Genomic DNA, 14,291 nt, shown 5'->3' with positions numbered 1-14,291 from the left:
TATGCGCTTTACTGTAAAATTGAAGTATCTCCTGTAATAGGGAGTGGTGATAATGTGGAAAATAGAACAGTCTGAGCGGTTTGAGAGTATAACGGCCTAAAAATCTAATAATCTCACCTTCTAACTCATTTTAATTTTTTATTTTTGCGGTTCAATTTTACAGAGATACATATATTATATGAGAACTATACAATTTAGAGAAGCAGTTTGCGAAGCGATGAGCGAAGAGATGCGTCGTGACGAATCGGTATATTTAATGGGTGAAGAAGTAGCAGAGTACAATGGAGCATATAAGGCTTCTAAAGGAATGCTGGATGAATTTGGACCAAAAAGAGTTATCGATACGCCGATTGCAGAATTAGGTTTCGCTGGTATTGCAGTGGGTTCAGCAATGAACGGTTGTCGTCCAATCGTTGAATTCATGACTTTCAACTTCTCATTGGTTGGAATCGATCAGATTATCAATAACGCGGCAAAAATGCGTCAGATGTCGGCTGGACAATTTCCAATGCCGATGGTATTCCGTGGTCCTACAGCTTCTGCGGGACAATTAGGAGCTACACACTCACAAGCTTTTGAGAACTGGTTTGCCAATACACCGGGATTGAAAGTAGTTGTTCCTTCTACACCTTATGATGCCAAAGGTTTATTGAAAGCAGCTATCCGTGATAATGACCCGGTTATCTTCATGGAATCAGAGCAAATGTATGGTGATAAAGGAGAAGTGCCTGATGGAGAATATATCATTCCTCTTGGAGTGGCTGATATCAAGAGAGAAGGAAAAGATGTAACTATCGTTTCTTTCGGTAAAATCATCAAAGAAGCTTTTGTTGCTGCAGATGAATTGGAAAAAGAAGGTATTTCTTGTGAGATTATTGACTTGCGTACAGTGCGTCCGATGGATTATGATTGTATCATCAACTCAGTAAAGAAAACCAATCGTTTGGTAGTATTGGAAGAGGCGTGGCCATTTGCTTCAGTAGCTTCTGAAATTACCTATATGGTTCAGGAAAGAGCGTTCGATTATTTGGATGCTCCGGTTCAGCGTATTACAACAGCAGATGCTCCGGCACCTTATTCACCAACATTGTTGAAAGAATGGTTGCCAAATGCGGAAGATGTTGTAAAAGCTGTTAAAAAAGTAATGTATAAATAAGATTATAAGATTGTTGGACAGTTGGATGATTGGATTCCTTGGGAATAGAAATCTAAAAATCGAAGCGTCGGAAAATCCAATACTCTAAAAAATAACTATATTTGGAACTCTGTCGTTTGGACAGAGTTTTTTTATTATGAAGAAAATTTTTGCCCTCTTATACCTACTATTTTCGGTTTCATTATTGGCTCAGACCAAGGTGAGTGGTGTTATTTATGATGACACCAATTTAACCGTACCTTATGCGAATGTGTGTTTTAAAGGAACGCGTGAATGTGTTACTTCGGATGAAAACGGACGTTTTTATATTCAGTCGGAAAACAACCATAGCGTTTTGGTGGTTTCCTATGTTGGATTTCAAACTACCGAAATAAAATTGGATAAACCGGTTAGTTACGGACTTAAAGTCGTTTTTAAAGGATCGAACCAATTGGAAGAAGTGAAGGTTTATGCCGGAAAAACATCTAAAAAGAACAATCCGGCCTTGGATATTCTCCGAAAAATATGGGAGAAGAAGCGTTCCAATGGTTTGTATAAGTTCAATCAATACGCCATGAAGAAGTACGAAAAAGTAGAATTTGATATGAATTCTATTGATTCGGCTTTTATGAAAAATAGAGTGTTTAAAGGATTGGAGTTTATCTTCAAACAGGTGGATACTTCAAAGATTACCGGGAAAACCTATTTGCCCATTTTCATCAATGAATCATTGTACGATGTGTATGGTGATAATCCTAAAGGGAAGAGAAAAGAGGTATTGGTAGGGAATAAAAACTCTGGACTTGGTGAAGGAGCTGGTGTAGAAACTTTTATCAAGGATTTGTATTCTGATTATGATATTTACAATAACTACCTGAACTTTTTCGATAAGAACTTTGTGAGTCCGTTGTCTAAAACCGGAATCAATACCTACAATTATGTGCTAACCGATAGTACGATGATTGATAACAAATGGTGTTACAACATTGTGTTCTATCCGCGTCGTAAAAATGAATTGACATTCAAGGGAGACTTTTGGGTGAACGATACCACTTTTGCGATTAAGAAAATCAATTTAGCGGCCTCAAAAAGTGCGAACATCAACTGGGTGAAAGATATTTATATTGAGCAGGAATTTGATGTATTGAATGATTCTGTTTTTCTATTGAAGAGAGATTACATGATGTCTGATTTTTCTTTGAGTAAGAAAGAAACTTCGAAAGGGGTGTATGGAAAGCGAACGACTATTTACAGCGATCATAAATTCAACGAAGAAAAACCAGATAAGTTTTATAAAGAAAGTGTCAATGATTTCGATCCTAAGGCATTCAAGCGGGACGAAGCTTTCTGGGAAGAGAACCGAATGGAAAACCTGAGTAAGGATGAGTTGGGTGTGTATAAAATGTTGGATACCCTCAAAACGGTCAAGAAATTCAAGCAGATGTATAACCTGACGACGATTTTGGCCAGTGGTTATATTCAAAAAGGAAACTTTGATTTAGGGCCTATTTATTCCATTTTTGGAAATAATGATGTGGAAGGGCAACGTCTCCGTTTTGGGGCGCGAACTTACTTTGGTGCCAATGATTTGTGGAGAATAGAAGGTTATACGGCGTATGGTTTTAAAGACGATAAGTTCAAATACGGAATTTCCGGTAAGTGGATGGTGAATAAAAAGAATCGTTTGATACTTGCTGTAGGTAACCGAAGAGATGTGGAGCAGATTGGAGTGAGTCTGACGACTTCGAATGATGTGTTAGGCAGAAGCTTTGCGTCTTCTTCTGTATTTGCCAGTGGGGATAATAGTAAATTGACCAATGTGAATTTGACATCGGTCACTGCTGAAATCGAACCGGTAAAAAGTTTGATTTTCAAAACAGGATTTTCGTATCGTACATTGGAAACCGCTTCGTCTACCTTTAGTCTGGATTATATAAAAGATGGAAATGTTTTTTCTGAAATCAAACAGTCGGAATTTACTTTTGGGTTTGATTATACTCCGAAGCGCAAGACGGTGGGATTTGGTGTGGAGCGATTGGAAGTAGATAATAATTATTCTCGAATTTTTGTGAATTACAGTCAAGGAGTTAAAGGGCTTTTTAACAGCGATTTTAATTATAGTAAACTGCAATTGTACTACCGTCAGCCAATTTATATGGGAGGTATGGGGCGTTTGTTTACTACTTTTGAAACCGGAAAGATATTTGGCAAGGTACCATTGGGCTTAATGGCAGTTGTTCCGGGTAACCAATCGTATTTTGTGATTGACAACACTTATAATTTGATGAACTATTATGAATTTATCACCGATCAATATACTTCATTGCATTTGGAGCATCATTTTAACGGAAGAATCTTTTCTAGAATCCCTTTCATGAAGAAATTGAATTGGAGAGAAATTGTTGGAGTTAAAGCGGTATACGGAAGTGTGTCGGATGAAAACAAAGCAATCAATGCTTCAGGAATTACGTATTTAGCGCCAACAAAAGGGTATTGGGAATACCATGCCGGTGTTGCGAATATTTTCAAAGTATTCCGAATTGACTTTGCATGGAGAGGAAATTATTTGGAATTGCCTGACGCCAAGAAATTCACAGTTAAAGGAGGTTTCGGATTCTATTTCTAATTCATTCATGCAGGAAGCATTTCAGTATTTAGCAAAAAAAGACACTATATTTCGGCAAATCATCACTACCTATGGTTTGCCGGAAATTATTCCGTCCAGACCGGAAGGATTTGAAACGTTGGTGCTGCTTATATTGGAACAACAAGTTTCTATCGATTCGGCCAAAGCGACCTTTTTGCGAATGCGGGAAAAAGTTTTAACTATAGAGCCGTTGGCATTGGTGGATTTGACAGAAGAGGAATTTCGATCTTTTGGCGTAAGTCGTCAGAAAGCAAAATACATCAAATGTTTATCGGAAGCGGTTTTGGAGAAAACCATTGATTTGAGTACGTTATCTTCTAAAACCTCTGATGAGGTGCGTGCTGAATTGATTCAATTAAAAGGAATAGGGAACTGGACCATTGATGTGTACCTGATGTTCTGTCTTAAGAAAGAAGATATATTGCCGTTAGGTGATGTTGCTTTGGTAAATACTATGAAAGAGCTGTTGGATATTCATGATAAAACAGCAATGGATGACTACGCACAACGTTGGTCGCCTTATAAAACGTATGCTTCTTTTTTGCTTTGGCATCACTATTTACAGAAAAGAGGTAGGAAAATTACCTATCAGTATTAAGAAATGATTATTTTTTAAAAAAAACTTTCCTTTACAGTCTTTTTACTTCTAACTTTTTGCGTACTTTTGCACCCTCAAAATAAAAAAGGAGAGTAAAATGACTGCAGATAAAATACAAACTTTCGACGTTTTAGTTGAAATTCCACGTGGAAGCCGTAACAAGTATGAGTACGATTTCGAAATGAAAAGAATGCGTTTCGACCGTATGTTGTTTTCTTCAATGATGTATCCGGCTGATTATGGTTTTATTCCAGAAACTTTAGCATTGGATGGTGATCCATTGGATGTTTTGGTATTGGTAACTAAGCCAACTTTTCCAGGTTGTGTAATTGAGGTGAAGCCAATTGGAGTGTTCCACATGGCAGATGATAAAGGACCGGATGAAAAAGTAATCTGTGTACCGGTTTCTGATCCTATTTGGAACAAATTGAATGATTTGTCAGACATGAATCCACACTTATTGAAAGAGATTGAGCACTTCTTTGAAGTTTACAAAGATTTGGAGAACAAACAAGTTGATGTACAAGGATGGGGTGATGTGAAAGAAGCGCAACAAATCTTAAAAGAGTGTATTGATCGTTTTAATGCCATCGAAAATAAACCAGAAGGTTTATTCAGTATAAGATAGTTTTTTGTTTTTGGTTAGTGAAAAGGCAACATTTTTTTATGGAATGTTGCCTTTTTTATTTGTATTGATTTCCATATATTTACGAATATAAATAACTAACCAAAAACAATTTTATGAATTCAATGATGATTTATGTGCCAATAATTATGGCATTAATTGGGCTAGCTTTTATGGCTGCCAAAAGGGCTTGGGTGCTCAAACAGGATGCCGGCGACGGTAAGATGAAAGAGATTTCAGATTATATTTACGAAGGCGCCCTGGCATTTCTGAAAGCAGAATACCGATTATTGACTTTCTTCGTTATTGGGGCGAGTTTGGTTTTAGCAGGAATAACTTTTGTACCGGGTGTGAAAACACATTTATTAATAGTAGTGGCATTTATTTTTGGTGCCATTTTTTCTGCCCTGGCGGGAAATATGGGGATGAAGATTGCTACCAAGACGAATGTAAGAACAACACAAGCGGCTCGTACTAGTTTGCCACAAGCATTGAAGGTTTCTTTTGGTGGTGGAACGGTAATGGGATTGGGTGTAGCTGGTTTGGCTGTTTTGGGGCTGACTTCGTTTTTTATCTTTTTCTTTCATTTCTTTATGGGTGGTGTTTGGACTTCATCGGAAGACATGACTGTGGTTTTGGAAACATTGGCCGGTTTTTCTCTTGGTGCAGAATCCATTGCTTTATTTGCTCGTGTGGGTGGAGGTATTTATACTAAAGCTGCCGATGTGGGTGCTGACTTGGTTGGTAAGGTAGAAGCGGGAATCCCAGAGGATGATCCTCGTAATCCGGCAACTATTGCGGATAACGTAGGGGATAATGTGGGAGATGTTGCCGGTATGGGTGCCGACCTGTTCGGTTCGTATGTGGCGACAGTACTTGCAGCTATGGTATTGGGGAATTACGTTATTACCGATATGGGTGGTAAAATTGATGATGCGTTCAATGGTATCGGACCTATTTTATTACCAATGGCGATTGCAGGTTTCGGTATTTTGTTTTCTATCATCGGAACGATGTTGGTGAAAATCAACAGTAATGATGCGAAAGAAAAGCAAGTGCAGGGAGCGTTGAATATTGGCAACTGGGTTTCCATTGGTTTGACAGCAGTGTCTTGTTTCTTTTTGGTGCGTTATATGCTTCCGGAAGTAATGACTATGGAGTTCTTCGGTGAAGGCTCACAACAAATTTCATCAATGCGTGTGTTTTACGCTACTATTGTTGGATTGATTGTTGGAGGTGTGATTTCTTCCGTAACTGAATATTATACAGGATTGGGAACAAAACCGGTTATGGCGATTGTTCAAAAGTCGAGTACAGGTGCAGGGACCAACGTGATTGCTGGTTTGGCAACTGGTATGATTTCTACATTCCCTACTGTTTTATTGTTTGCAGCTGCGATTTGGATATCGTATGCTTTGGCAGGATTCTATGGGGTAGCTTTAGCGGCTTCGGCAATGATGGCTACTACAGCGATGCAATTAGCGATTGATGCTTTCGGGCCTATTTCAGATAACGCTGGAGGAATTGCTGAAATGAGTGAATTGCCAAAAGAAGTACGTACTCGTACTGATATTTTGGATTCTGTTGGAAATACGACTGCAGCTACAGGAAAAGGATTTGCGATTGCTTCGGCGGCATTGACATCGTTGGCATTGTTTGCGGCTTATGTTACCTTTACCGGAATTGATGGAATTAACATCTTCAAAGCGCCGGTATTGGCGATGTTGTTTGTGGGTGGTATGATTCCTGTTGTTTTCTCGGCTTTGGCTATGAATTCGGTTGGAAAAGCAGCTATGGACATGGTGTATGAGGTGCGTCGTCAGTTTAAAGAGATTCCTGGAATTATGGAAGGAACGGGCAAACCTGAGTACGGTAAATGTGTGGAAATTTCGACTAAAGCGGCTTTGCGTGAAATGATGTTGCCTGGAATTTTAACGATTGGATTCCCGATTGCTATTGTTTTGCTAGGCTTGTTGGTATATAGCGATAACCATCAGTTGATTGCAGAAATGCTTGGAGGTTATATGGCTGGGGTTACCGTTTCGGGTGTACTTTGGGCGGTATTCCAGAATAATGCAGGAGGTGCTTGGGATAACGCTAAAAAATCGTTTGAGGCTGGCGTGATGATTAATGGAGAAATGACGTATAAAGGTTCTGATGCGCATAAGGCAGCGGTAACTGGAGATACAGTTGGTGATCCGTTCAAAGATACTTCAGGACCATCTATGAATATTTTGATCAAATTGACGTGTTTGATAGGGTTGGTGATTGCGCCGATTTTAGGAAATGGTGCTCATGGATCTACAGTGAAAGGGTCTTGTTGTGCCGCTACAGAAAAATGCGAAGCGAAAACAATGAAATGCGATCCTTCTAAATTAGCTATGATGACCAAAGATGAGTGTGCTAAAATGTGTGATGAAATGGGTTGTAGTGCAGAAGAAAAAGAGGCTTGTATGGCTCATTTTGATGCAGACGGAAAATTCAAAGCGGTAGAAGGATGCAAAATGGCTTGTTGTGCTGATGGTATGATGAAAAAAGAAGTTTCGAAAAAAGTGATCCTAGAAAAGAATGATGACGGAACTGCAACGGCAACTATAACTACTGTTGTGAATGGTAAAGAAGAAGTTACGAAAGTATCCGGAACAGAAGCAGAAGTAAAAGCAAAGATTGATTCGTTAAAAAAGCAGTAACCATTTTTTGTTTTACTACGATACATAAAAAAGCCTCGGGAAACCGGGGCTTTGTTTGTTTGTTGAATTAATAGCGTGTTTGAGACAGGGCGGATACTGCCAAAGTGAAAACCCAAAAGGAATACCCTAGAATTGATAAAAGACAAGTGGTGATAAGGCTTAATAGAAAAGCCTTCCATTTTACTACGTCTTTTGATTTTGGATTTTTGAATAATAGTAGAACGAAAAATAGTAGGTTTGTTATGAGAAAGGCAGGAATTGCATACTTAAAACCTTTAATTATGACAAAGAATGCGCCACAATAAAGGATAAAAATAAACTGTACTATACTCCATAATGTAATTTTGGTGATTGTATGTTTGATTTTTGAAATCCAGTAGGCGGCATAACTGAAATAGATCAATCCGCCTATAAATGAATAATCATGTTTCCCCTTTTCTGATAGGTAATCATAGATGATAATAGGTAAAAGTACCACTAAGCACAATACTACTAAGTGCAGTGCCAATTTATAGGTTTGTTTCATGTAATTGCCTTTAGGAAGGCAGGTGTTGTGTTAGAATAACCCGTTGATTTCAGCGTCAATTTTATTAATAATCATTCCTAAATCTTCAGGATTGTTTACGAAGTCAATATTGTCTACGTCAATGATTAAAAGTTTTCCTTTGGTATAACTTTGTATCCACGCTTCATAACGCTCGTTTAGGCGGCTTAAATAGTCAATAGAGATGGTGTTCTCGTAATCGCGGCCACGCATATGGATTTGTTTTACCAAATTCGGTATAGAACTTCTCAAGTAAATTAATAAATCAGGAGCTTCTACCATAGTTTCCATTAGTTCGAACAATGATTTGTAGTTTTCAAAATCTCTGTTGGTCATCAATCCCATAGCGTGAAGATTCGGAGCAAAGATGTGAGAATCTTCATAGATGGTTCTGTCTTGGATGATTTTTTTTCCGCTTTGACGGATTTGTAAAATCTGACGGAATCGACTGTTGAGGAAATAGATTTGAAGATTGAAACTCCAACGTTCCATGGAGTGGTAAAAATCGTCAAGGTATGGGTTGTCAACTACATCTTCGAAATGTGGTTCCCATTTAAAATGTTTCGCTAAAAGTCGTGTTAACGTAGTTTTTCCTGCGCCGATATTTCCTGCAACTGCTATATGCATTATGGTAAATTGATTTTATAATTGGTGATTCCTTCGGAGGTAAAAATAGCTAAATTTTGGTTTTTATAGTAGAAACTTTTAAAGGAATTTTCAACTTCTTTCACAGGAATTGATTTGCTTTGCTTTACGTCGAAAAAGTACAATTTTTCCTGCAATTTATAGAGAATCAAGGTGTCGTTGCAAATGAAGACTTGGTCGTATTGAGGTAGGTTACTTATGAATTCTTTCTTTCCGAAGATGTCGGATCTAAAGAATTTTTTTTCTTCATCAATCCAATAGAAATAATTAAAATCTGTGGAATAGCTCAGGATGTTTTTGGAGAAGTTGTTGCCAATTAGCTGAGTTGTGTTTTTGATATAGTTGTATAAGTTGAGTTGAAGGGTGTTCATGTCAAAAACCCAATAATTGTTTTGAGAAGCTATTCCGGCGGCGGTAGCTGTTAGTCCTGAAGGAAGTTCGGACAGATTGTTTTTTTGGACTTCATTTAGCTGATTGTCTAGTGCAACTATAGTATTGAAATCTTGGTAGAAAAGCACTATGCGCAATGGATTTTGAAAATCTACCCGTGTGATTTTTCCAAGAGATACATTTTTGTATTGTAAGAAGCTGTCCTTGTTTTTTTTAAAAAGCACATTGTCTTTTGTGAAGTATTGTGCGCTATAAGAGTCTTCACCCCAATAGTTGTCAGCTTGAATGAATTGCGTTCCCATTTTAGAAGCGACAGGATTAGTGTATTGAGAAAAACCAAATACAGTGTACAATGTAAATAGTAAAAGCAACATCTTTTTCATATCCGCTAATTTACGATTTAATTTATCTAAAATAAAAAATCCCGACGAATCGGGATTTTTATAGGTATTTGGATTCAGAATTAGATTCCGAAAGCTGCTTTAATTTTGTCAACAAAGTCTAATTTTTCCCAAGTAAACAATTCTACTTGTACTTCTTTTTTCTCACCAGAAGGAGAAACAAAGTTTTTAGTTACGACTTCATTTTTACGACCCATGTGTCCGTAAGCGGCAGTTTCGCTATAGATAGGTGTTCTTAATTTCAAACGTTGTTCGATAGCGTAAGGTCTTAAATCGAATAATTCATTTACTTTTTCAGAGATTTGAACATCGGTTAAGCCGTTTTTCGCTGTTCCGTAAGTGTTTACATAAACGTTACAAGGTTTAGCTACTCCAATTGCATAAGATACTTGTACTAATACTTCGTCAGCTACACCTGCGGCAACTAAGTTTTTAGCGATGTGACGTGTAGCGTATGCGGCAGAACGGTCAACTTTAGAAGGGTCTTTTCCAGAAAAAGCACCACCACCGTGAGCACCTTTTCCACCATATGTATCTACGATGATTTTTCTTCCGGTTAAGCCAGTATCTCCGTGAGGTCCTCCGATTACGAATTTACCAGTTGGGTTGATGTGGTATTCGATTTTATCATTGAATAAATGCGCGTACTGAGGGTATTTAGTAATGATTCTAGGAATTAAAATATCGATGATGTCTTTTTTGATTTTAGCCAACATTTCAGTTTCTTCAGCGAAATCATCGTGTTGAGTAGAGATTACGATTGCGTCAATTCTAACCGGTTTGTTGTTGTCGTCGTATTCTAAAGTTACTTGAGATTTAGCGTCTGGGCGTAAATACGTGATAGCAGAATTTTCTCTTCTTAAGTCGGCTAACTCTTGTAATAGTTTGTGAGACAAGTCTAAAGCCAATGGCATATAGTCTTGTGTTTCATTTGTAGCGTATCCGAACATGATACCTTGGTCACCAGCACCTTGAGCGTTTGCTTTGGTTTCAAAATCAGTTACAGCGGTGATACGGTCAACACCACGATTGATATCGTCTGATTGCTCATGAATGGCAGACAATACGCCACAAGAATTGGCTTCGAACATATATTCGCTTTTGGTATAACCAATTTTTTTGATTACTTCACGTGCAATGCTTTGTACGTCCAAATACGTTTTTGATTTTACCTCTCCGGCAAGAATCACTTGTCCTGTAGTTACTAAAGTTTCGCAAGCCACTTTTGACTCTGGGTCAAAAGCTAGGAAGTTATCGATTAGAGCGTCGCTAATTTGGTCAGCCACTTTGTCTGGATGCCCTTCGCTCACTGATTCTGACGTAAATAAATAAGCCATAAAATTTAATTTTAAATTTATTAAGTGAGGAAATAATTGCAGGGATTGCCTAAAGAGTAGTAGTTACTGCTTTAGCATTTTTTTAATGAGGTCGCAATCAGTTCAAATTTTTCCTCTCGATTTTCGAGTGCAAATGTAAGAAAGGATTTTGAATTGTAAATTAATATTAACGTAATTTTTTATAACTCACTGAAATTTAACCGCGTGAATTACTGTTTCATAGGATTTTAATTTTGTTTAAACAGAATTGTTTGGAATGAAAATCTATTTAAATGAATTTAAATAACAAAAAACAGAAAAATAATCTACAAATGTTTTTTAAAAAGAAAATATTTCTAATTTTGCCTTGTTGAAATAAAACACCAATGAAAGAATTTAGAACAATGATGGCATTCATGATGATGTGGAGGAATTCCGCAGAGGATGCTATGGTATAAATTCGATTACAAACTATACTCACCTCTGCATAAGCAGAGGTTTTTTTTTACTAAATCTAAACAACACAACAATGCAACTGGAAACATTATTGGCTAACATTACACAACACTGTGGTGCCATAGACGCTTATGGAGCAACACATCTCCCAATTTACAATACGGCTACTTTTGATTTGAAGCGTCAATTGGGTGGTGACAAAATGTACGATTATTCAAGAACTGATAATCCTACTAGAAATGCGCTGGAAGAGATATTTACCCAAGCCGAGAATGGTGCAGGTGGGGTGTGTACGAATACCGGTATTGCGGCTATTTCTTTATTGTTTGAGACAGTTTTGAAGTCAGGTGATTCGGTTTTAGTGGAGAAAGATTGCTATGGTGGGACGTATCGTTTATTAAATGTGCTTTTTGAAAAGAATAATATCAAAACGTTTTATGCCGATTTCACGGATGAAAATGAAGTAGAGGAAATCTTAGCTCAATATGCAATACGATTGGTGTTGTGTGAATCGCCAACCAATCCTGGATTGAAGATTGTTGATCTACAGTGTATTGCTGCATTGGCAAAAAAATATGAATCCTTGTTTGCTGTTGATAATAGTATGGCAACCTTTGCTTCACAACGTCCGTTGGATTTGGGGGCAGATTTTTCTTTGTTTTCGGCAACCAAGTTTATATCCGGTCACGGCAGTGTTGTGGCGGGAGCTATCATTGCTAAATCTCCTCATTGGGTTGAAAAATTACAGTATTTCTCCAATGCACAGGGAAGAGCACAAAGTCCGTTTGATGTTTTCCTAGTATCGTTGGGTCTGCCAACATTGGTGTACAGAATGAAAACACAGGAACAAAGTGCTTTGCGTTTGGCCGACTACTTATTGAAAATTCCAGAAGTAATTGATGTGAAATTTCCCGGATTACCCTCGCATCCACAGTATGCGTTGGTAAAAAAGCAGATGAAAATTGTGCCTTCCGTTTTGACAGTACAATTGGAAAGCGAAGAGTTAGCGGAAGCTGTGATTAAAAACACCAAGTTGTTTGGTGAAAAAGTGTCTTTCGGTACAGCCGATTCTCGATTGGAGATTCCGGCAAGAATGAGTCATGCTACTTATTCGGAAGAAGATTTGAAAAAAATTGGATTAACGAAAGCAACTGTGCGAATATCTGTTGGTTTGGAAGATACAGAAGATTTAATTCAGGATTTGCAACAAGCTATCGCGTCAGTGGTTTTAAAATGTGTGGAATAATGAGCGAGTATTTATGTCATATTCCTTGTGGAGAGTCGGTGCCTTTTGATAATCCGCATGCAGTTTCTGTGAGTTTGCCAGCACTTGATGATGTGATTGGCTATGAAGAAGGCGAGTTACGCGTAGTATCTAAAATGAAGTCTGGATATCCACGTTTTTTCAGGAATCAACAAGTACAGCTGCTGTTGGATTATGTAGTGCAACGTTTCGAAGTGTCTTGCGATTTGGTTGTGCTTCCGATTACTTCTATGAAAGCCTATTCCATACTGTCGTATCTTATAGAAGATAGCTTGGATTATATTGAACTAGAAGGGAATGTCTTCGTGTTGTTGCATCAAGGGGATAGTCGAATTCAATCAATTAAAGATTATATCCGAAATGCCGGATTGATTATCAGCTCGCGTCAGGCAGAATCTACTTTAGTAACATTGGGTGTTTTACAACAGTCTTTTTTTGAGGAAACTTTGAATTTTGATACTGCATATACTACTATTCATTCGGTTTTATCTGATGCTTATGCATGCAAAACTGAGAATGTAGTACTAACCAATTCCGGAGCCAATGCTTTTTTTGCCGTATGTGAGGCTTTGAGTGTTGCTGGAAGAACTTTAGGGAAAGATACTATTGTTCAATTGGGTTGGTTGTATGTAGACACGATGGAAGTAATTGAAAAGCGAAGTGGATCAACTTATTTGCAGGTAAATGTACATGATTTGAACCAGTTGGAAGGTTGGCTTAAAGAAAATCATGGTAGCGTTTCGGTAGTGATTACGGAAGTGGTTTCCAATCCAAAAATTCAATGTGTTGATATTGTTGGGTTGTATGCTCTTTGCCAAAAATACCAGGTCAAACTAGTTTTGGATCCGACATTGATTACGCCTTTCAATGCCTCGATTTTAAAGTATTGTGATGTAGCTGTGGAAAGTTTGTCGAAGTTCGCTTGTGGTCATGCAGATGTTTTAATGGGTGCGATTGTGGTTTCGGAACAATCTGGAATAGGTATTGACTTTTTCGAGAAATTTTTAATTCAGCCGTTTCAAGGAGAAATAGAGCGTTTGGGATTTGAAATTACGGGCTATAAAAAAAGAGTAAAGCAGTCTTCAGAAAATACCAAACAACTGATTGCTTTGTTGCAGCAAAAGAAAGCAATAAAAAAAGTATGGAGTGTTCTGGAAGAAAATTCATTGGAGTATTATACTCGTATTGCTACTTCGGAAACGATCCCGGGATTAGTTACTGTTGAGTTGGAAGAGAATATAGCGGACTACTATGATAAGCTACAAGTGGCGAAAGGCCCAAGTTTGGGTACTGAATTTACCTTGGTGATGCCTTATGTGTATTTGGCGCATTATGATTTGACTCAGTCGGAAGAAGGAGTAGCGTTACTTCGAGAAAAAGGAATGAGTCCTGATATTTTGAGGATTTCTGTAGGGAATGAATCTATTGCGTCAATTGTTAAGGTTTTTAATGAAGTGTTTCCGGATTGATAAAAGCATTGTATAGTGTTGTTTTTGTAAAAAATCATTCGGCAATAGTGAAAGTGTTTAGAATTTAAATCTAAATAAGGTTTAATTTTAAATAAAATACAGAAAAATATT

At 37.7% G+C, this 14,291-nt stretch carries 11 protein-coding genes; 7 read left to right on the top strand and 4 right to left on the bottom strand.

Features of this window, described 5'->3' with window-relative positions; all coding sequences use genetic code 11:
• The first annotated feature begins 178 nt into the window (after nucleotides 1-178).
• From ACFO7M_RS02025 to ACFO7M_RS02005, 5 genes are all read left to right on the top strand, one after another.
• Entirely contained in the window at nucleotides 179-1,156 is a 978-nt protein-coding gene (locus ACFO7M_RS02025; protein WP_379718747.1) for a pyruvate dehydrogenase complex E1 component subunit beta, read from the top strand.
• 136 nt (nucleotides 1,157-1,292) lie between these two features.
• Nucleotides 1,293-3,761, top strand: coding sequence for a DUF5686 family protein (locus ACFO7M_RS02020; protein WP_379733761.1), 2,469 nt, complete (start codon nucleotides 1,293-1,295; stop codon nucleotides 3,759-3,761).
• Nucleotides 3,676-4,380: a DNA-3-methyladenine glycosylase family protein gene (locus ACFO7M_RS02015; protein WP_379733759.1), complete on the top strand. Its 705-nt coding sequence runs from the start codon at nucleotides 3,676-3,678 to the stop codon at nucleotides 4,378-4,380. The genes ACFO7M_RS02020 and ACFO7M_RS02015 overlap by 86 nt, the downstream gene beginning before the upstream one ends.
• A gap of 97 nt (nucleotides 4,381-4,477) precedes the next feature.
• Complete coding sequence (locus tag ACFO7M_RS02010; RefSeq protein ID WP_379718756.1) at nucleotides 4,478-5,008, top strand: inorganic diphosphatase; 531 nt, start codon at nucleotides 4,478-4,480, stop codon at nucleotides 5,006-5,008.
• A gap of 113 nt (nucleotides 5,009-5,121) precedes the next feature.
• A complete protein-coding gene (locus ACFO7M_RS02005; protein WP_379733757.1) occupies nucleotides 5,122-7,695 on the top strand; it encodes a sodium-translocating pyrophosphatase in 2,574 nt (857 codons plus the stop codon).
• A gap of 67 nt (nucleotides 7,696-7,762) precedes the next feature.
• Here ACFO7M_RS02005 and ACFO7M_RS02000 read toward each other — a convergent pair whose 3' ends face one another.
• The 4 genes from ACFO7M_RS02000 to metK all read right to left on the bottom strand — a co-directional run bounded on the left by ACFO7M_RS02000 (nucleotide 7,763) and on the right by metK (nucleotide 11,012).
• Complete coding sequence (locus ACFO7M_RS02000; RefSeq protein ID WP_379733755.1) at nucleotides 7,763-8,221, bottom strand: hypothetical protein; 459 nt, start codon at nucleotides 8,219-8,221, stop codon at nucleotides 7,763-7,765.
• A 30-nt stretch (nucleotides 8,222-8,251) separates the two neighbouring features.
• Complete coding sequence (locus tag ACFO7M_RS01995; RefSeq protein ID WP_379718762.1) at nucleotides 8,252-8,866, bottom strand: deoxynucleoside kinase; 615 nt, start codon at nucleotides 8,864-8,866, stop codon at nucleotides 8,252-8,254.
• Nucleotides 8,866-9,657 (bottom strand): hypothetical protein, encoded by a 792-nt coding sequence (locus ACFO7M_RS01990; RefSeq protein ID WP_379733753.1) that lies wholly within the window; start codon nucleotides 9,655-9,657, stop codon nucleotides 8,866-8,868. Before ACFO7M_RS01990 ends, ACFO7M_RS01995 begins: the two co-directional genes overlap by 1 nt.
• Nucleotides 9,658-9,737: 80 nt before the next feature.
• A complete protein-coding gene (gene metK, locus ACFO7M_RS01985; protein ID WP_379733752.1) occupies nucleotides 9,738-11,012 on the bottom strand; it encodes a methionine adenosyltransferase in 1,275 nt (424 codons plus the stop codon).
• 508 nt (nucleotides 11,013-11,520) lie between these two features.
• Between metK and ACFO7M_RS01980 the strand changes: the two genes are divergently transcribed.
• Together ACFO7M_RS01980 and ACFO7M_RS01975 are read left to right on the top strand one after the other, a co-directional pair.
• Nucleotides 11,521-12,693 carry a trans-sulfuration enzyme family protein gene (locus tag ACFO7M_RS01980; RefSeq protein WP_379733750.1) on the top strand — a complete coding sequence of 391 codons (1,173 nt, stop codon included), beginning with the start codon at nucleotides 11,521-11,523 and terminating at the stop codon, nucleotides 12,691-12,693.
• Complete coding sequence (locus tag ACFO7M_RS01975; protein WP_379733748.1) at nucleotides 12,693-14,180, top strand: PLP-dependent transferase; 1,488 nt, start codon at nucleotides 12,693-12,695, stop codon at nucleotides 14,178-14,180. The genes ACFO7M_RS01980 and ACFO7M_RS01975 overlap by 1 nt, the downstream gene beginning before the upstream one ends.
• The last annotated feature ends 111 nt before the right edge of the window (nucleotides 14,181-14,291 follow it).

The organism is Flavobacterium sp. GCM10023249, from assembly GCF_042653365.1.
GTDB lineage: Bacteria > Bacteroidota > Bacteroidia > Flavobacteriales > Flavobacteriaceae > Flavobacterium.
Note: the sequence above shows the minus strand (reverse complement) of the source record. Positions and strands in the feature narration are given on the sequence as shown.